Origin of the sequence: Variovorax sp. 278MFTsu5.1, from assembly GCF_048305045.1 — a bacterium.
Taxonomy (GTDB): Bacteria; Pseudomonadota; Gammaproteobacteria; order Burkholderiales; family Burkholderiaceae_C; genus Variovorax; species Variovorax guangxiensis.
In genome coordinates this window covers 4,854,576-4,872,660 of record NZ_CP157622.1, presented here as the reverse complement: position 1 = coordinate 4,872,660, position 18,085 = coordinate 4,854,576, and the positions used below count along the sequence as shown (strand labels likewise).

The window sequence follows — 18,085 nt, the reverse complement described above, 5'->3', positions numbered from 1 at the left end:
AGTGTTCAGCTTCCTGTCTCGCGAGCCCGTGCACGACCCGCTGGTGGCGCCCACGCCCACGGCCGACACCACGGTCAAGACCACCACCTGCTACATGTGCGCCTGCCGCTGCGGCATTCGCGTGCACCTGCGGGAGGGCGAGAAGGGCCCCGAGGTGCGCTACATCGACGGCAACCCGAACCACCCGCTGAACCAGGGCGTGATCTGTGCCAAGGGCTCTTCGGGGATCATGAAGCAGGTGTCTCCCGCGCGCATCACGCAGCCGCTGCTGCGCAAGGCCGGCAGCGAGCGCGGAGCGGGCGAGTTCGAGCCGATCAGCTGGGAGCGCGCCTTCGATATGCTGACCGAGCGGCTCGCGAAGATCCGCGTCACCGATCCGAAGAAGTTCGCGCTCTTCACCGGGCGCGACCAGATGCAGGCGCTCACGGGCCTCTTCGCGCGGCAGTTCGGCACGCCCAACTACGCGGCGCATGGCGGCTTCTGCTCGGTCAACATGGCCGCGGGAATGATCTACACCATCGGCGGCAGCTTCTGGGAGTTCGGCGGGCCCGACCTGGAGCGCGCCAAGCTGTTCGTGATGATCGGCACGGCAGAGGACCATCACAGCAACCCGATGAAGATCGCCATCAGCAAGTTCAAGCGCGCGGGCGGACGCTTCATCTCAATCAACCCGGTGCGCACCGGCTACTCGGCCATCGCCGACGAGTGGATTCCGATCAAGCCCGGCACCGACGGCGCGCTCTTCATGGCGCTGCTGCACGAGCTGATCGGCAACGAGCTGGTGGACCATGCGTTCCTCAAACGCTTCACCAACGCGCCGCAGCTGGTGGTGCTCGACGACTGCGAGCGCGAAGGTCTGTTCGCCTTCGATCCCGAGCGAGGCCCACCGGGCGACGGCCGCAACCCGCACAACAAGCTGGTGTGGGACAAGGCCAGCGGCAGCGTGAAGCCCGCGTACCCCGAAGGCATCGCCGACGGCTGCGACCCCGCGCTCGAAGGCCACTACACGCTGGCCGACGGCACGCGCGTCGCGCCTTCGTTCCAGCTGCTGCGCGAGCGCGTCGCAAGCTGCACGCCCGAGTGGGCGCAGGCCATCACCGGCATCGACGCGGCACGCATCCGCAAGCTGGCGCGCGAGATGGGCGAGACGGCGCTGAAGCAGGCCTTCGAGCTGCCCATTCCATGGACCGACGCATGGGGCAAGCGGCACGAGACCACACAGGCCCGGCCCGTGGCCTTCCATGCGATGCGCGGGCTGGCTGCGCATTCCAACGGCTTCCAGACGGTGCGCGCGCTCGCGGTGCTGATGAGCGTGCTCGGCACCATCGACGCGCCGGGCGGCTTCAGGCACAAGGCGCCTTACCCGCGCCACATCGTGCCGAACTACAGGGCCTTCAACGACCCCGGAATGATCCAGCCGAACACGCCGCTCAATGCCGCGCCGCTGGGCTTTCCGGCCAGTCCCGACGAACTGGCGATCAACCCCGACGGTTCGCCGATCCGCATCGACCACGCTTTCTCGTGGGAGCACCCGCTGTCGGCGCACGGGCTCATGCACAACGTGATCACCAACGCGGTGAAGGGCGACCCGTACCGCATCGACACGCTGCTGATCTTCATGGCCAACATGGCCTGGAACTCCAGCATGAACACCATGGCGGTGCGCGAGATGCTCAACCGCAAGGACGAGAAGGGCGAGCACATGATCCCCTTCCTGGTGGTGTGCGACGCCTTCCAGAGCGAGACCGTGGCATTCGCCGACCTCGTGCTGCCCGACACCACCTACCTGGAGCGCCACGACGTGATGGGCATGCTCGACCGGCCCATCTCGGAGTTCGACGGGCCGGTAGATTCGGTGCGCATCCCGGTGGTGCCGCCCACGGGGCAGTGCAAGCCCTTCCAGGAGGTGCTGATCGAGCTGGCCTCGCGGCTGAAGTTTCCGGCCTTCACCACGCCCGAGGGTGGGCGCAAGTACAGCGGCTACCCCGACTTCATCGTCAACTTCGAGCCGCAGCCGGGCATCGGCTTTCTCATGGGATGGCGCGGCAAGGACGGCACCGAGCACCTGCGCGGCGCGCCCAACCCGAAGCAGTGGGAGGCCTACGAGAAGAACAACTGCGTGTTCCAGTACCACATGCCCGAGGGCATGCACTACATGCGCAACTGGAATCGCGAGTACCTCGACTTCGCGAAGGACAAGGGCTGGCGCCAGCGCAACGACCCGGTGCAGCTGGCGCTCTACTCCGACACGCTGCAGACCTTCAGGCTCGCGGCGCAGGGCAAGAGCGCGGGGCGGCAGCCGCCCGAGGCGCTGCGCGAGCGCATCGACAAGTATTTCGATCCGCTACCCTTCTGGTATCCGCCGCTCGAAGAGGCCGCGACCGACCTCGATGCGTTTCCGCTTAACGCGCTCACGCAGCGGCCCATGGCCATGTACCACTCGTGGGACTCGCAGAACGCATGGCTGCGGCAGATCCACAGCCACAACTACCTGCACGTGAACCCGGTGACGGCGCAGGCCGCGGGTATCGCCGACGGCGGCTGGTGCTGGGTCGAGAGCCGTTGGGGCAAGGTGCGCTGCATGCTGCGCCACAGCGAGGCGGTGGAGCCGGGCACCGTGTGGACCTGGAACGCCATCGGCAAGGCCGACGGCGCATGGCAGCTCGCGCCGGGCGCGGACGAGGCGCGCAAGGGCTTCCTGCTGAACCATCTCATCAGCGAGGAGCTGCCCTGCGCGGGCACCGCGAGCGGAACCATCAGCAACTCCGACCCGATCACCGGGCAGGCCGGCTGGTACGACGTGCGGGTGCGCATACGGCCGGCCGATCCGGGGGAGCCCGAGGAGAGCTATCCGCAGGTCGCGAGCATGCCGGCGGTGCCCGGCGTGCTGGGCAAGGCGGCGAGCGTGCTGACCTACTTCGCGGGGAGGAACAGGAAATGATGCAATGGCTCAAGGACCTGATGGCGCCGGCTCCGGTTTTGCCCCCTCTCCCGCTTGCGGGAGAGGGCTGGGGTGAGGGCGGCACCGCTGGAGTTGGAAGCGGTGGGGTGATGAAAGCCGTTGCACCCTCACCCCAACCTTCTCCCGCAAGAGGGAGAGGGAGCAATACCGGCACAGCTCGTGCCGAGCCCGGTGAAACTCTCGCCAAGCAGCTCGCCCTCGTCATCGACCTCAACGTCTGCGTGGGCTGCCATGCCTGCGTGACCTCGTGCAAGCAATGGAACACCTCCGGCAGCGCCGGACCGCTGGCCGACGAGCGGCCCTACGCGGCCGACCCTACCGGCACCTTCTTCAACCGCGTGCAGACCTACGAGGCCGGCGCCTTTCCGGCGACGGAGACCATCCACTTCCCGAAGAGCTGCCTGCACTGCGAAGACCCGCCCTGCGTACCGGTGTGCCCCACGGGCGCGAGCTACAAGCGCAAGGAAGACGGCATCGTGCTCGTCGACTACGACAAGTGCATCGGCTGCAAGTACTGCGCATGGGCCTGCCCCTACGGCGCGCGCGAGCTCGACGAGGAACGCCAGGTCATGACCAAGTGCACGCTGTGCGTGGACCGCATCCATGACGAGCAACTGCCCAAGGAAGACCGCAAGCCCGCCTGCGTGAAGGCCTGCCCGACCGGCGCGCGGCTCTTCGGCGACGTGAAGGACCCTGAGTCCGACGTGTCGAAGGCGATCCGCGAGCGCGGCGGCTACCAGCTCATGCCCGAGTGGGAGACCAACCCGGCCAATCGCTATCTGCCGAGGCGGATCACGCCTTCGGAACAGGAGTAGGCCGCATGCATCCGGCGTTCTCGATTCTTTTCTTCACCACGCTGGCCGGCGCCGCGCAGGGGTTGGTGTTCGCGCTCGCGCTGGCCGTGCTCTTCGGGCTCGAACTCGCGCCGGGCTTCCTGGCCCTGGCGCTGGGCGTGGCCGAGGTGCTGCTGGTGGCCGGACTGGCCGCCTCGTTCATGCACCTGGGCCGCAAGACGCGCGCGTGGCGCGCGGTGCTGATGTGGCGCACCTCATGGATGTCGCGCGAGGTGATCGTGCTGCCGGCCTTCATCGCCCTGGTGGCGCTGTGGTGGCTGTCGCTGCGGCTGGGTGTCGGCGCGCCGTGGTCATGGTTGTTGCCGGTGCTCGCGCTGTGCGGCGCGGTGCTGCTCTGGTACTGCACCGCGATGATCTACGCCTGCCTGCGCTTCATCGAGGAATGGGCGCATCCGCTGACCATTCTCAACTTCACGCTGATCGGGTTGTCGTCCGGTCTGGTGCTGGCCTGCGCGATGGCGGCGCTGGCCGGCGAGGCGCGCCTCGTGCACGCGTTCGGGCCCTATGCGCTCGTCGCCACTCTGGCGGCATGGGCGGCGCGCGGCACGGCGCTGCGGCGCAACGCGGGCATTCGCCACAAGTCGACGCTGCAGTCGGCCACCGGCATCCGCACGCAGAAGCTGGTGCAGAAGTCGATGGGCATGTCGGCCGGCTCGTTCAACACGCGCGAGTTCTTCCATGGCGCTTCGCTCGCGGCGCTGGGCAACATGAAGCTGGGCTTCCAGCTGCTGGCCTTCGTGCTGCCCGCGCTGCTGCTGGCATGGGGCATCGTGGGTGCGGGCGCGCTGCCGTGGCTGCTCGCGGCGCTGGTGCAGGCGCCGGGGCTGCTGGCGGAGCGATGGTTCTTCTTCGCGCAGGCCCGGCATCCGCAGAACCTGTACTACCAGGTGGTTTCCTAGGCTTCGAAGTTCAGCGCGAGGCCGGGCGTGGGCCAGTCGTCGATGGCGATCAGCCGCCCGCTGCCCGAGAGCGTGACATAGGCCGTGCGCCGGTCTCGTCCTCCGAAGCAGATGTTGGTTGTGTAGCGGTCGGGCAGCGGCACGTGCTCGACCGCGCCGCCGTCCGGCGCCACGATGCTGATGCCGCCGTGCAGCAGCGTCGCCACGCAGAGATTGCCGAGCGCGTCGACCGCCATCGAATCGAAGCGCTGGTAGTGCCCGCCCGGCGAGGCGCAGAGCATGCGGCCGCCGTGCGGCGAGGGCCAGCCGTCCTTGCGCACCCGGCCGGGTGCCGTGATGTCGAAGGCCCAGACGCGCGCGCCCTCGGTCTCGGCGTAGTAGAGCGTGCCGCCGTCGGGCGAGAGCGCGATGCCGTTGGGCGTCATCACCGGCCGCGCGATCACGCTGGCGGTGCTGCCGTCGGCGTGGCCGTAGAAGAGGCCGCCGCGGTCCATGTCGCGCTCGCGCACCTTGCCCAGGTCGGTGAAGTAGAAGCCGCCATGAGCATCGAACACGATGTCGTTGGGCCCGCACAGGGCGCCGCCATCCACCGTGTCGTAGAGGCGCTCGGCACGGCCGGTCGCGAGGTTCACGCGCTCGATGCGTCCACCCGAGTAGTCCTCGGCCTGCCCGACGGGCCGCATGCAGCCGTCCGCCTCGGTGTGCCACCTGAAGCCGCCGTTGTTGCAGACGTAGACAGCGCCATCGGGCCCGATGGCCGCGCCGTTGGGCCCGCCGCCCAGGTCGTCGGCCACCACCTGCACGAGGCCGTCGGCGCGCACGCGCGTGAGCGTGCCGCGCGCGATCTCCACCAGCAGCACGGAGCCGTCGTCCATGGCGATCGGGCCTTCGGGAAACTGCAGGCCGGTGGCGAGTTCGCGGATGCGCATCGGGGGCTCCTCGGTGATCGGGCGGGCCTCCAGTTTGCGCCAGATCGGTCCGGATCAGCGCAGCAGCGCCTGCACCCAGGCGATGCGCCGCAGCCGCATCACGAAGCTGCAGCGGCTGAGCCTGCAGCGCAGTTGCGCGAAGAGCGGCTTGGCGGTGGGCTCATCGCCGTTCAGGCCGTTCAGGCCGTTCAGCCCGGCCATGAGCCGGTCGAGCACCGCCGAGGCGCGCACGCCGCCTTCGCGCTGGCCGGCGAGCGAGAGCGCGAAGCTTGCGCTGCCGCCGTCGGTGTCGACCACCGCGTCGGACTGCGTCTCGGCCAGCGAGGCTTCAGCGCCGCCGCGTGCGTGCCGCAGCACCGGGCGGCCTTGCACGAGCGTGCCTGTCCATCCGAGTGCGTAGCCGCCGGGGGCGAGTCCGCGCAGGCGCTCCACGTAGCTGGAGGGCAGGGGCGTTTGGTCGCCCTGCAATGCGCGCAGGTGCCAGCGCAGCCAGCCGGCGTAGGTCGACGCCGTGGTGGCGAAGCGGCCGGCCGGCATGATCGCGTCGAGCCAGGCCTGCGGGCTGGCGGGGCCGCGTGCATCGGCTTCGCGCCAGGTGCCGGCGATGGCGAGCGGGCGGGCCAGTTCCTGCTCGAACATCGCGCGGTAGCTCAGGCCGGTGGCGCGTTCCATCATCGTGGTCGCGAGTGCGTAGCCTGCGTTCGAATAGCGGAAGCCGGTGCTGTCGGCCGCGGGCGGCTGGCGCACCAGCCAGCGCGCGAAGAAGAGGCGGCGCCCGGCGTCGGTGGTGGGCAGCGCGCCGGCAGGCACGGCCTCGGGGAGAACGGAAAGGAAGCGGCTGAACTCTTCTTCGGTGGTGAAGGCGGGCAGGCCGGCGCGGTGCGCGAGCAGGTCTTCGAGCGTCACGTTGCGGTAGGCGGGCAGCATCAGTCGGCGCAGTTCGGGCAGGGCCTCGGCGATGCGCGTGTTCCAGCGCAGGGAGCCGCGCTCGACCAGGCGCGCGGCGATCACGGCCGTCATCGCCTTCGCGTCGGCGCCCACCGGAAAGAGCACCCTGGCGCCAGCCAGGCCCGCGCCTTCGAAGTCGCCATCCAACGCCGTGACGCGGCCCGTGACGGCGTCGGCGCGCTGTTGCAGGCCGGGGGCGGCCGGCTGCGGGCCGGCATCTTGGTTGCCGCAGGCCGACAGGAGCGCGGCGGCGACGAGCAGGGTTGCGAAGGCGGTGTTCACTCTGTACGACTCCGTTTTGCTCGGGCTGCCGCCGGTGCGCGCGGACGGCGGCCCGGAAGACCGGGGAGACCAGGAAGAAGGAAAGCGAGGAAGGCGAGGAAGGCGAGGGAAGACCGCATCATTGTTCGCCTCCGAACCTTTGGCAATGCTTAAGGTTCCCGCCGGACAATCCGGGCGATGCACCTCCTGCTCATCGAAGACGACCTGGACCTGGGCCGAGCCCTCTCGCAGGCGCTGAAGGCCGAGGGCTTCAGCATCGAGTGGCTGCGCCGCATCGCCGACGCGCCGCGCTCCTTCGACGGCGATGCCTGCGGCTGCGTGCTGCTCGACGTGAGCCTGCCCGACGGCTCGGGCCTGCAGCTGCTGTCGCGCTGGCGCCGCTCGGGCGTGACGGTGCCCATCGTGGTCATCACCGCGCGTTCGGCCCTCCAAGACCGGCTTGCGGGCCTGGACGGCGGCGCCGACGACTACGTGGTCAAGCCCTTCGCCACGCCCGAGCTGGTCGCGCGCATCCATGCCGTGCGCCGGCGCTACGCACACCAGGCCAGCGACGTGTGGTCCTTCGGCGAACTGGAGATCGAGCCGCGCAGCCATGTCGCGCGGCTGGGCGGCGTGGCGCTGGACCTGTCGCCGCGCGAGTTCCAGCTCGTGCTGGAGCTGGCGCGCGAGCCCGGTGCGGTGATCCCGAAGGGCACGCTGTCGCAGCGGCTCGATCCGCTGGGCGAGCCGGTGGACTTCGGCGCCATCGAAGTGCACGTGTCGAACCTGCGCCGCAAGATCGGCGCGGAGCGGATCAAGACCGTGCGCGGCGTCGGCTACATGCTCGCCTCATGATGTGGCTGTTGCGCCGCAGCCTGGTGCGGCGCGTGGCGCTGTCGGTGCTGATCGCCTTCTCGCTGGCATGGGGCGCGCTGGTGATCTACATGTTCATGAGCTTCAGCATGAACATGAACACCGACTCGAGCGTGGCGCGCGCCGGCCGGGAGATCAACACCGCGCTGGCCGGCATCGAGAGCGACGAAGTCGCCGCCGGCGTGATGGATGCGATGGGGCGGATCATCAACGAGCTGCGCCGCCTCGAAGGCGATCTGCCCGGCAACGTGGTCTTCCAGCTCAAGAACCACGAGGGCCGTCTGCTGTACGTCTCCCCCGAGGTCGAGGGCCTCGTGCTGAGCGGCGAGCACGACAAGATGGTCGACGTGACGCTGGGCGGCCAGCGCTACTGGCTGTACGAAGGCAGCAGCGAGCGCTGGCGGGTGTGGCTGGGCGAGCCGCATTCGGGCATACCGTGGCTGATCGGCCTCTTCGGCAGCTCGCTCTTCCTGCCTTTCCTGATTGCGTTTCCCTTCGTGCTCGCGCCGGTGTGGATCGCCGCCGCGCAGGGCATCAAGCCGCTGCGGCAACTGGGCGAGCGCATCAAGCTGCGCAGCGCGGAAGACCTGTCGCCGCTGGGCTTCGATCCGAAGTACGCCGAGCTCGAGCCATTGTTGAAGGCGCTCGAGGGGCTGCTTGCGCAACTGCGGGGCAAGGTCGAGCGCGAGCGCTCCTTCGTGAACGACGCGGCGCACGAGCTGCGCACGCCGCTGGCGGTGATCGGCGCGCAGGCCCACGTGCTGTCGCGCTCGACCGATCCGCAGGAGCGGCAGGAGGCGGCGCAGCACCTGGCGCACGCCATCGCGCGCGGCTCGCACCTTATCCAGCAGCTGCTGGAGCTGGCCACCATGGACGGCGCAGAGCGCCCCGAGACGCAGTTCGTCGACGTGGCGGAGCTCACTCGGCGGCATCTCGCGCAGGCCGCCAGGGACGCCGACCAGCGACGGCTGGAGCTGATGCTCGAATCCTCCGACAGCCTGGTCTTCGAACTGCCCGTGCCGCTGTTCGAGTCGGTGCTGCGCAACCTGCTCGACAACGCGGTGAAGTACGTGGAAGCCGGCGGGCAGGTGGTGGTGACGCTGCGGCGCGAGGCGCAGGGGCTGGTTCTTTCGGTGGTCGACAGCGGGCCCGGCATTCCGGTCGAGGAGCACGAGCTGGTGTTCGAACGCTTCCATCGCGGCTCGGCCACCCTCGCGCAGGGCACGGGGCTGGGGCTGTCGATAGCGCGTCAAGCCTGCCAGCGCATGGGCGGCACCATCGGGCTCGCGCAGGCGCCGGGCGGACGGGGATGCGCGTTCACCGTCTTCATTCCCGGCGGGCAGCCGGCTGCTGTTGCTGCCGCTACTGCTACTTCTTCGCGCCCTGCATGCGCGCGATGATCTTCGACGTCTCGTTGCCTTCCCGGCGGCCATCGGGATGGATGCGGATGTAGTCGAAGACCTTGGCCTGCGAGACCTTCACCATCTGGCCGGCGTGGAGGCCCTGGACGTCGACAGGCTCGTTCTTCAGCAAGCCCTCGATGGCATCGCCGTTCCAGCGGGCGACCTCCACCCACATCCATTCGTTGCCGCCCGCGGCCGTGGTGAACGGGGCCTTCACGAGGATGTATTCGCCGGGCTGCAGGCCCTTGATGAATGCGTCGCGCAGCTTGGGCAACTGAGCGGTGGCGGCCTTGCTGGCGGCGAGCAGTTCGTCGTTGTGCTTCAGGCGGGTGACCGGGTCTTCGTCGGCGCCGAACACCGAGCTCAGCAGGGCATTCTGCTGCGCGTAGCGGTCGGGGCCCTTGTAGCGGTCGAAGCGGATCTCGTAGAGCCTGTTCTGCGGATCGCCGTTTTCCCAGGTGCCGTTGACGAGCGAGAGCCTTGCCACCGCGGCGGCGTTGGGTTTCAGACCCGAAAGCAGCGGGTCGCGCGCGGCCGCATGCTTGAGCGCGCGCAGGTCCATGTCGAACTGGCCGGGCTTCGCCAGCGTGATGCCCTCGGCCATCGCCTGGGAGAAGGCATTGAGCAGGCTGCCCATGGGCCGGTTGCTCGACCACGAGAAATCGCTCACCACCACGTCGGGCAGGCCGAACTTGCCCATGCCGAGCGTGATGGCCCGTACCATCTCGCCGCTGCGGTAAGCGTGGATGGTCATGTGCTGCGACACGTCGGGCAGGCCGTTGGCCCAGCTGTCGATGCGCCGCTTCTGCCATTCGTCGGGCGAGAAGACTTCACGCGTCTCCTCGTCCCACAGCAGGCCGCCGGTGTCGCGCGCGACCTGCAGCGTGACCTGCAGCGCCTTCTGCATGGCGGCGGAAGACTGCTGCGAGGGGTGCGCGAAATCGAGGATCAGCGCCTTGTCCGCCTTCTGCAGCGCTTCCGCCTGCTCGCGCGAGATGCCGCGGCCGAAGCGCTGCAGCGACTCCATGTCGGGCGCGCGGTATTCCTTCAGCACGGTGGTGGTGTTCCAGTTCGCGAAGACTACGGGCGCGGTGACCGAGGAGGGCGTGGGCATGGACGCCAAGAGCTTCGGGCTGCCACCGACTTTACCGAGCGCACCGCGCAGCGCGGCCATGGGGTCGGTGGCCGGCGCCTTGGCGTAGTAGATGGCGAGCTGGAACCGGATGGGGCCGGTCTGCTGCGGAGATCCTGCGGGCACCGGCGTACCTGGGACGGGCTTGGCTGCGGTCTGCGTTGCGGCCGGCGGCGTGGCCGGCGTTGCTGCGAGGGCCGAGGTGCCCATCGAAAGAATGAGCGCGGCGAGCGCGAGGCGAAACGGCAGGTTCATGTTCGTGTTGTCGTTGTGGCTGCGATGCCGCCATTCTTTTCTACGTCCAGTTCCGTCACCTGGACGCGCGATCCGCATGAAACTGCTTCAATATTTCCAGCCGAGCCCGCAAGTGAGGGAACTTGGGTTGTTGCGTGTCGTGCACATGCCCATCCAATGCATAGCCAGTCGATATCGCCTGGCGTTCGATGATCTGTGCAAAGGGCGTGGAGCCGGCATGCTGATGAATATCAAGCAAGGCGAGGGCCGTGGCTGTCCGGCCTTTTCCACCGCGACAATGAAAGTGAAGATGGCTGCCGGCAGGCAGGGAGTCGAACAGCTCGACCAGGGCGTTCAACGCCGCAGCATCGGGTGCGCAATGATCATCCACGGGCAGACGCACATACCGCACGTCGTCGTCCTCAACGAGACGCTTCTCGCTGCAGACTTGCTCTACCTGCCACGTCTCGCCACCTGGTGCGCCGAGCTGCACCTGCGTCTTGGTTGTCACCGTGACTTCCGGTGAGTTCGAGACGATGGTCAAGCGCAAACGTTCCAGCTCCTCGGCATCGGCCGGGGAAAGACCTGCACAGCCCCAGTTGCTGCCCGCCGCGTACCAACTGATAGCGGCGCCGTTGATGAATCCGTGTGATTCCTTGCGGAGATCCACCACCACGAAGGTCGCTGGTTGCCTCTGGATGACGGTGGCGTGCAGTTGTTGCCAGCCGGCCATCGAAAACTGCGCGCTGCCGGAGGTGGTGAAGGCTCCTGTCGGTTGCCAGGACGATCGCAGGCGCGGTACTTCCGGCACGTCGGAATCCAGCACCAGGCGGGCAAAAGAGGCGTCAGGCGAAGGCGCGGGCGTGCGGTATGACAATGGAAAGCCCTGTCGAGAAGCTACACCATGCCCGGCGGCCGGATGGGGGTGAACTTTTCGAATGCAACCATGTTCCGGCCGGCGAGCAGGGGCTGCAGCACCAACTGGGCGGCAACGACCGCACCCGGGGCATTGAACTCAAGGAAGTGCCAGCGCAGATTGGTGTGTGGGTCGCGAAAGCTCATGTGATCCTGTCCGACGATGGTTCCGCGTATTCCCGGCGCCAGCGTGCTGATCAGATGCTCGGTACCGCCATCGCCGAAGCCGTTGACCCTGCGCTTGGCATGACCATCGTGCATCAGGTTGGTGGTGGACCCCAATCCTAGCAAGACGCGGCCGGCCGAAGTGCGATGCAAGGCCGCGATGGGGATGCTGCCTTTGATCAGGAGTTCGCGTGTGCGGATGGTGTCGCGCAGGCCCAGATATTGTTGTTCGGCGATGTCGCCGGTATTGGTGTGATGGCCGTTGTTCAGAACGTCGGTCGCCGGCAAGCCCAGCCAGGCCGAAGCCACGTCGTGGCGGTGCACGTCGAAGATGGTCGCGGCCGGCACGAGCGCGAGATCCACCGTCACTACACCGTACATGCTGACGAAAGGTATTCCGCGCGTGGACAGCGCGGGTCTGTTGGAGACGCCGGTGGAAATGTAGCGCTTGTTGCCGCCCCAGCCGCGTGTATGAGTCAGGATCTGCTGGGCTTCAGTCAGCGCGATTCCCGCGCCCACGCCGTGCATGAAGGCTCCCCCGACCTCGGTGAGCTGGGCATTCACGGTGCCGAGCACGGAGCGCAGCGGTCGCCCCTGCGTGATGGCCATGGCATCGAATGCGCTCAGGCCGCGGGTGACGAAACGCTTGACGTGCGTGGCCGAGGTGGTGAGCGAAATGTAGTGACGAGGGGGAACATTGTTGTCACCGTGGCGATGGTAGACGTCGTTATGTGCGAGCAGCGGGCGGCCGATGAGATGGAAGCGGCCTTCGCCGAAGAAGACGGTACCAACCTTGGCCCTGATACCTCCGACCCGCATGAAGCAATCTGACGAATGAGGGAGGTTGTCCACGAAATCGAGTACTCCGCGATAGCGGAGCAATAGCGCGCCTTTGAGTCGCGGCCAGTTGCCGCCACCGTTCAGATGCGCCTTCTCATAGGTGTGTAGCGCGGTATGAATCGCATTGAAGTCTGCGGCTACAGCAAGGTTCTGCGCCAGCGCGTTGGCCGCCTCGGTCGAGTGGCGCTTCCGCATGTTCTTGTTGATACCGAACAGCGCCGAGATTTCATCACGCCGGCCGTGGTGGCTGGGCGGTGCGACGGGATCAGGAACAAACGAGTACTTATCTCGCATGGTGGCTGCAATTGCCCGAAGTAGACGGGACCATCACATATTCCTTGTGTGAGCATGGAGGTCCGGGCATCTTGGTGCTCGATTGCATGCCGTTCCATTACGGTCTATTACAGACTCTCGAGAAACGGCCGACTTCTGATGATGTCGCTGGAGGCCGGCGGGAGTGTTCAGTGCTTGCTACAGGCACGCCCCGTTTTCGAAGAAGCCTCCGGAAGAGCTCAGTTCATCCGGCGCCGCGCCGCGAGCCGGTCGCGCGCGGCGTGCCCGGCAGCAGGTGGTCCAACGGCAGCGCGGTTTCCGACTTGATCTCGCGCAGCACGATGCTCGAGCGCACGTGCGTCACGCCGGGCAGGCTGAACAGCACCTCGTGCAGGAAGCGCTCGTAGTGCTTCATGTCGGGCACGGTCACGTTGAGGATGTAGTCGGCCGGCCCGGTGGCCGACACGCAGCGGATGATCTGCGGGCTCGCGGCCACGGCTTCCTCGAAGCGCTGCACCATCGCCTCGCTGTGGCGGTCGAGGTTCACTTCGGCGACGGCCGATACGTGCAGGCCCACGAGCTCGGGGTCGACCAGCGTGGTGTAGCCGCGGATGACGCCGGCGGCTTCCATGTCCTTGATGCGCTTCCAGCAGGGCGTGGGCGAGAGGCCGACGGCCTCGGAGATCTGCTGCACGGTCTGGCGGCCGTCGTGCTGCAGCGCGGAGAGGATCTTGAGGCAGTGCTCGTCGAGGGAAACGGTGCCGGCATTCATCGCGCAGTCGCGTGTAGTGATGGGGTTCAGAAGGGGATCGAGTGCCGATCCCCTCCGTCGTCGCGATTCTCCCCGATCGATGCGTCAGGGCAATGCAGTGCCTATGCGTCGGCGGCGCGCGCGAACTCCAGCGGCAGGTCCTTGAACTGCTTCCTCAGCGAAGCCTCGGGCGAGCCGCCGACCACGATGCGCGCGAAGGCGTCGAGCGGGCTGAAGAAGGCCGGCCGCAGCGTGCCGAGCTTGCTTTCGTCGACGATCAGGAAGCTCTGCGACGCGCTGCGGATGGCCGCCTGCTTCACCGGCACCTCGTGGAAGTTGGAGCAGCTCGCGCCGCGCTCCAGGTCGATGCCGCCCGCCGAGATGAAGGCCTTGTTCACGCCCAGCCTGGCGAGGTACTGCAGGCCCTCGTCCGAGAAGAAGGTGGCCGAGGAGGGGTGGTAGAGCCCGCCCAGCAGCATCAGCTGCGTGTTCGGGCGGCGGCTCAGCACCTGCGCGATGTTCGTGGAATAACACACGACGCTCAAAGGCATTTCGGGCGGCAGCGCCTCGGCGAAATGGACCATGGTGGTGCCGCAGTCGATGAAGAGGCTGTCGTGCGGATGCACCAGGCCGGCGGCGCGCTCGCAGGCCAGGCGCTTGTTGGCCGCATGCTGGTCGCTGGCCTCGTCGAGCGAGTAGCGCTCGGCGCCCGGCAGCGTGGTCGCGAGCACGTAGCCGCCGAGGGCGGAGAGGGGAGATTCCGCCGATGCCAGGTCGCGGCGGATGGTCATTTCCGTCACATCGAGTTGCTGCGCCGCCTGCTTGATCGGCAGCGGGCCGCCGGCCTCGACGAGTTCCTGCATCCTGGCCAGGCGCACGGCCCGGGCCTCGGCTCCGGCGGTTCTTCTCATGTTTCGTTTCCTCAGGTCCACGCTCTGGAGTATCGGGCATCGCATGTCGTTTCAATGTTGTTTGAAAAACATATTGCGCATTTAAATGTTGTTGTAATAACATTTATCCCAACACGAACACCAAGGCCTGCCGCGATGCAATGCGATGCGATGAGGCCCGGAGACAAAAGACATGTACCCAGCCGTCCCGCCGCAGTCGCGGCCCTTGCGCGCCACGGCGCTCGCCCATCCATGACTTCCACTTCCCTCGTTCGCCCCAGCGGCGCGGTGCGCTCGCGCCCGGCTTCGCCTGCGGCCGCGCCCCAGGCGTCCGTCGGGACGCCGGCGCAGACCCACCCCGCTGCCGCGCGCAACACCGCCCAGCCCTTCGACCTCGGCTGGATCGACGGCATCCGCTTCAACCTCTCTGCCGCCGAGCGCCGCGTGGCCACGCTGCCCGGCCGCCGCTCGGTCAAGAAGGACGCACAGGCCGGCTGGCTGCTCAAGGCCATCACCTGCATCGATCTCACCACGCTCAGCGGCGACGACACCGCCGAGCGCGTGAAGCGGCTCTGCGCCAAGGCCGTGACGCCGGTTCGCCCCGACCTGCTGGCCGCACTCGGGTTTGCCGACCGCAAGCTGCACACGGGTGCTGTGTGCGTCTATCACCGCTTCGTCTCCACGGCGGTCGAGGCGCTCGCGGGCACCGGCATTCCGGTGGCGGCGGTATCCACGGGCTTTCCGGCGGGGCTGATCCCGCACGAGCTCAAGCTCAAGGAGATCGAGGCCTCGGTGCGCGACGGCGCTTCGGAGATCGACATCGTCATCACCCGCGAGCACGTGCTCGCCGGCCAGTGGAAGAAGCTCTACGACGAGATGCTCGACTTCCGCCGCGCGGCGGGCGAGGCGCACGTGAAGGCGATCCTCGCGACGGGCGAGCTCAAGACGCTGCGCAACGTCGCGAAGGCCTCGATGGTCTGCATGATGGCCGGCGCCGATTTCATCAAGACCTCCACCGGCAAGGAAGGCGTGAACGCCACGCCGCTGGTCACGCTCGCGATGCTGCGGATGATCCGCCAGTACGAGGCCCGCACCGGCCTGCGCGTGGGCTACAAGCCCGCGGGCGGCGTCTCCACCGCGAAGACGGCGCTCGACTACCAGGTGCTCATGAAGGAGGAGCTGGGCCGCGACTGGCTCGAGCCCGACCTGTTCCGCATCGGCGCCTCCACGCTGCTGGCCGACATCGAGCGCCAGCTGGAGCACCACGTCACCGGCCGCTACTCGGCCTACAACCGCCACCCGATCGGATGAGCCCGATGAGCAGCAACAACAACGTCGCACGCTATTTCGACACCATGGACTACGGCCCCGCGCCCGAGAGCGACACCGACGCGCGCGAATGGCTAGCGCGCCATGCCGAAGGCTTCGGCCACTTCATCGACGGACGCTTCACGCTCGCTGCCGAGGGCGCGCATTTCGACACGGCCGAGCCGGCCACCGGCCAGCGCCTGGCGCGCATCGCGCAAGGTTCGGCGAAGGACGTGGACGCCGCGGTGGCGGCCGCGCGCGCCGCGCAGCCGGGCTGGTTCGCGCTCGGCGGCCATGGCCGTGCGCGGCATCTGTATGCGCTCGCCCGCATGGTGCAACGTCATGCGCGCCTGCTCGCGGTGGTCGAGGCACTCGACAACGGCAAGCCGATCCGCGAGACGCGCGACCTCGACGTGCCGCTGGCCGCGCGCCACTTCTATCACCATGCCGGCTGGGCGCAGCTGCAGGAGCGCGAGTTCGCCGACCAGGTGCCGCTGGGCGTGGTCGGCCAGATCATTCCGTGGAACTTCCCGCTGCTGATGCTCGCGTGGAAGATCGCACCCGCGCTCGCGCTGGGCAACACCGTGGTGCTGAAGCCCGCCGAGTTCACGCCGCTGAGCGCCTTGCTCTTCGCCGAGCTCGCGGCGCAGGCGGGCCTGCCGCGCGGCGTGCTCAACGTGGTGACGGGCGACGGCGCCACCGGCGCTGCACTGGTCGCGCACGAGGGCGTGGACAAGGTCGCTTTCACCGGCTCGACGGAAGTGGGGCGGCTGATTCGCACCGCGACGGCGGGCACGGGCAAGTCGCTCACGCTGGAGCTGGGCGGCAAGTCGCCCTTCATCGTGTTCGACGACGCGGACATCGACGCCGCTGTCGAAGGCGTGGTCGACGCGATCTGGTTCAACCAGGGCCAGGTGTGCTGCGCCGGTTCGCGGCTGCTGCTGCAGGAAGGCATCGCCGACGATTTCATCGCGCGGCTCAAGCGCCGCATGCAGACCCTGCGCGTGGGCCCGCCGCTGGACAAGGCGATCGACATGGGCAGCCTGATCGACTCCACGCAACTGGAGCGCGTGCGCTCGCTCGTTGCCACCGGCGTGCGCGAGGGCGCGAGCTGCTACCAGGCGCCGGGCGCGCTGCCGCCGGGCGGCAGCTTCTTTCCGCCGACCCTGCTGACGGGCGTGCAGCCGGCATCCACCGTCGCGACCGAGGAGATCTTCGGCCCCGTGCTGGTGACGATGACCTTCCGCACGCCAGACGAAGCCGTCGCGCTGGCGAACAACACGCGCTACGGCCTCGCGGCCAGCGTGTGGAGCGAGACCATCGGCCTCGCGCTGGGCATCGCGCCGCAGCTGCAGGCCGGCGTGGTGTGGGTCAACGCGACCAACCTGTTCGACGCTGGCGTGGGCTTCGGGGGCTACCGCGAATCGGGCTACGGCCGCGAGGGCGGGCGAGAGGGCTGCTACGAATATCTGAAGCCGCGCGCGTGGGCGCAGCGCAAGCCGCGTTCTGCTGCAGCGAGTGTCGCTGCGAACGAGGCTGCGGATGCGAAGAACGAATCTGCGCTCGCATTGCCTGCCATCGACCGCACCGCCAAGCTCTTCATCGGCGGCAAGCAGGTGCGGCCCGATGGCGAACTCTCCAGCAGCATTTTCGCCGCCAACGGGCAGCGTGCCGGCGAGGTGGGCACGGGCAACCGCAAGGACATCCGCAACGCGGTCGCCGCAGCGCGCTCGGCTGCCGGGTGGTCGAGCGCGACGCCGCATCGCCGCGCACAGGCGCTTTACTACCTCGCGGAGAACCTCTCGGCGCGCGCAGGCGAGTTCGCCGTGCGCATCGCGAGCCTCACCGGCGTCGCAGCGAAGGCCGCGCAGGCCGAGGTCGATGCATCGGTGAGCCGCCTCTTCGCCTACGGGGCCTGGGCCGACAAGTACGAGGGCACGGTGCATGTGCCGCCCTTGCGAGGCGTGGCGCTGGCCACGGTCGAGGCGATCGGCGTGGTGGGTGTGGTCTGCCCCGACGAGGCGCCGCTGCTGTCCTTCGTGAGCCTGCTGGCGCCGAACCTTGCCATGGGCAACCGCACGGTGATCGTGCCGGGCGAGAAGCACGCGCTGGTCGCCACGGACTTCTACCAGGTGCTCGAAACCTCCGACCTGCCGGGCGGCGTCGTAAACATCGTGACCGGCCCAGCCGCGGGCCTCGTGCGCACGCTGGCGGAGCACGACGACGTCGACGCGCTCTGGGTCTTCGGTGATAAGGCACTGTCGCGCGATGCCGAGCGCCTGTCTGTCGGCAACCTCAAGCGCACCCTGGTCGACCACGGCCTGGCCACCGACTGGCACGACCTCGCGTCGGGCGAAGGCGCGGTGTTCCTGCGGCACGCCACGCAGGTCAAGAACATCTGGATTCCCTATGGCGAATGAACGGGCAGCCATCGTTCCTGTTATCGAA

Annotated in this window: 14 protein-coding genes; 7 read left to right on the top strand and 7 right to left on the bottom strand. The window is 68.1% G+C overall.

Annotated features, from left to right (window positions below):
* Position 1: 1 nt before the first annotated feature.
* From ABL844_RS22640 to ABL844_RS22630, 3 genes are read left to right on the top strand one after another with little or no spacing between them, the layout of a single operon-like run.
* Entirely contained in the window at positions 2–2,941 is a 2,940-nt protein-coding gene (locus tag ABL844_RS22640; RefSeq protein WP_418128999.1) for a molybdopterin-dependent oxidoreductase, read from the top strand.
* Complete coding sequence (locus ABL844_RS22635; protein ID WP_418128998.1) at positions 2,938–3,777, top strand: 4Fe-4S dicluster domain-containing protein; 840 nt, start codon at positions 2,938–2,940, stop codon at positions 3,775–3,777. The genes ABL844_RS22640 and ABL844_RS22635 overlap by 4 nt, the downstream gene beginning before the upstream one ends.
* 5 nt (positions 3,778–3,782) lie before the next feature.
* Positions 3,783–4,715, top strand: coding sequence for a dimethyl sulfoxide reductase anchor subunit family protein (locus tag ABL844_RS22630; protein ID WP_418128997.1), 933 nt, complete (start codon positions 3,783–3,785; stop codon positions 4,713–4,715).
* Here ABL844_RS22630 and ABL844_RS22625 read toward each other — a convergent pair.
* A complete protein-coding gene (locus ABL844_RS22625) occupies positions 4,712–5,644 on the bottom strand; it encodes an SMP-30/gluconolactonase/LRE family protein (RefSeq protein WP_418128996.1) in 933 nt (310 codons plus the stop codon). The genes ABL844_RS22630 and ABL844_RS22625 overlap by 4 nt on opposite strands.
* Before the next feature lie 54 nt (positions 5,645–5,698).
* The gene (locus ABL844_RS22620; protein WP_418128995.1) at positions 5,699–6,874 is read right to left on the bottom strand and encodes a serine hydrolase domain-containing protein; all 1,176 of its coding nucleotides are present in this window, start codon (positions 6,872–6,874) and stop codon (positions 5,699–5,701) included.
* 177 nt (positions 6,875–7,051) lie between these two features.
* Here ABL844_RS22620 and ABL844_RS22615 point away from each other — a divergent pair, with 177 nt between their 5' ends.
* Entirely contained in the window at positions 7,052–7,708 is a 657-nt protein-coding gene (locus ABL844_RS22615; protein WP_418121819.1) for a response regulator, read from the top strand.
* The gene (locus tag ABL844_RS22610; protein WP_418128993.1) at positions 7,705–9,126 is read left to right on the top strand and encodes a sensor histidine kinase; all 1,422 of its coding nucleotides are present in this window, start codon (positions 7,705–7,707) and stop codon (positions 9,124–9,126) included. Before ABL844_RS22615 ends, ABL844_RS22610 begins: the two co-directional genes overlap by 4 nt.
* On the opposite strand, the gene ABL844_RS22605 is transcribed toward ABL844_RS22610, so the two are convergent.
* From ABL844_RS22605 to ABL844_RS22585, 5 genes are all read right to left on the bottom strand, one after another.
* Positions 9,095–10,516, bottom strand: coding sequence for a DUF2314 domain-containing protein (locus ABL844_RS22605; RefSeq protein WP_418128992.1), 1,422 nt, complete (start codon positions 10,514–10,516; stop codon positions 9,095–9,097). The two genes, ABL844_RS22610 and ABL844_RS22605, sit on opposite strands and share 32 nt — an antisense overlap.
* A gap of 55 nt (positions 10,517–10,571) precedes the next feature.
* A complete protein-coding gene (locus ABL844_RS22600; protein WP_418128991.1) occupies positions 10,572–11,372 on the bottom strand; it encodes a hypothetical protein in 801 nt (266 codons plus the stop codon).
* Between the two features lie 20 nt (positions 11,373–11,392).
* Positions 11,393–12,709 carry a hypothetical protein gene (locus ABL844_RS22595; RefSeq protein WP_369661427.1) on the bottom strand — a complete coding sequence of 439 codons (1,317 nt, stop codon included), beginning with the start codon at positions 12,707–12,709 and terminating at the stop codon, positions 11,393–11,395.
* Between the two features lie 223 nt (positions 12,710–12,932).
* A complete protein-coding gene (locus ABL844_RS22590) occupies positions 12,933–13,460 on the bottom strand; it encodes an Lrp/AsnC family transcriptional regulator (RefSeq protein ID WP_184641640.1) in 528 nt (175 codons plus the stop codon).
* Between the two features lie 101 nt (positions 13,461–13,561).
* On the bottom strand, positions 13,562–14,350 hold the full coding sequence (locus tag ABL844_RS22585) for a DeoR/GlpR family DNA-binding transcription regulator (RefSeq protein WP_418128990.1): 789 nt from the start codon (positions 14,348–14,350) through the stop codon (positions 13,562–13,564).
* A 231-nt stretch (positions 14,351–14,581) separates the two neighbouring features.
* Here ABL844_RS22585 and deoC point away from each other — a divergent pair, with 231 nt between their 5' ends.
* Together deoC and ABL844_RS22575 are read left to right on the top strand one after the other, a co-directional pair.
* Positions 14,582–15,640, top strand: coding sequence for a deoxyribose-phosphate aldolase (gene deoC, locus ABL844_RS22580; protein ID WP_418128989.1), 1,059 nt, complete (start codon positions 14,582–14,584; stop codon positions 15,638–15,640).
* Positions 15,641–15,645: 5 nt separating this feature from the next.
* Positions 15,646–18,057 (top strand): aldehyde dehydrogenase family protein, encoded by a 2,412-nt coding sequence (locus tag ABL844_RS22575; RefSeq protein WP_418128988.1) that lies wholly within the window; start codon positions 15,646–15,648, stop codon positions 18,055–18,057.
* Positions 18,058–18,085 lie beyond the last annotated feature (28 nt).

What these genes read in the sequence shown, in the direction of transcription:
- ABL844_RS22635 (WP_418128998.1), top strand. Translation starts at nt 2,938, where the DNA reads ATGATGCAATGGCTCAAGGACCTGATGGCGCCGGCTCCGGTTTTGCCC.
- ABL844_RS22605 (WP_418128992.1), bottom strand. Translation starts at nt 10,516, where the DNA reads ATGAACCTGCCGTTTCGCCTCGCGCTCGCCGCGCTCATTCTTTCGATG.
- deoC (WP_418128989.1), top strand. Translation starts at nt 14,582, where the DNA reads ATGACTTCCACTTCCCTCGTTCGCCCCAGCGGCGCGGTGCGCTCGCGC.
- ABL844_RS22625 (WP_418128996.1), bottom strand. Translation starts at nt 5,644, where the DNA reads ATGCGCATCCGCGAACTCGCCACCGGCCTGCAGTTTCCCGAAGGCCCG.
- ABL844_RS22610 (WP_418128993.1), top strand. Translation starts at nt 7,705, where the DNA reads ATGATGTGGCTGTTGCGCCGCAGCCTGGTGCGGCGCGTGGCGCTGTCG.
- ABL844_RS22615 (WP_418121819.1), top strand. Translation starts at nt 7,052, where the DNA reads ATGCACCTCCTGCTCATCGAAGACGACCTGGACCTGGGCCGAGCCCTC.
- ABL844_RS22585 (WP_418128990.1), bottom strand. Translation starts at nt 14,350, where the DNA reads ATGAGAAGAACCGCCGGAGCCGAGGCCCGGGCCGTGCGCCTGGCCAGG.
- ABL844_RS22630 (WP_418128997.1), top strand. Translation starts at nt 3,783, where the DNA reads ATGCATCCGGCGTTCTCGATTCTTTTCTTCACCACGCTGGCCGGCGCC.
- ABL844_RS22590 (WP_184641640.1), bottom strand. Translation starts at nt 13,460, where the DNA reads ATGAATGCCGGCACCGTTTCCCTCGACGAGCACTGCCTCAAGATCCTC.
- ABL844_RS22595 (WP_369661427.1), bottom strand. Translation starts at nt 12,709, where the DNA reads ATGCGAGATAAGTACTCGTTTGTTCCTGATCCCGTCGCACCGCCCAGC.
- ABL844_RS22575 (WP_418128988.1), top strand. Translation starts at nt 15,646, where the DNA reads ATGAGCAGCAACAACAACGTCGCACGCTATTTCGACACCATGGACTAC.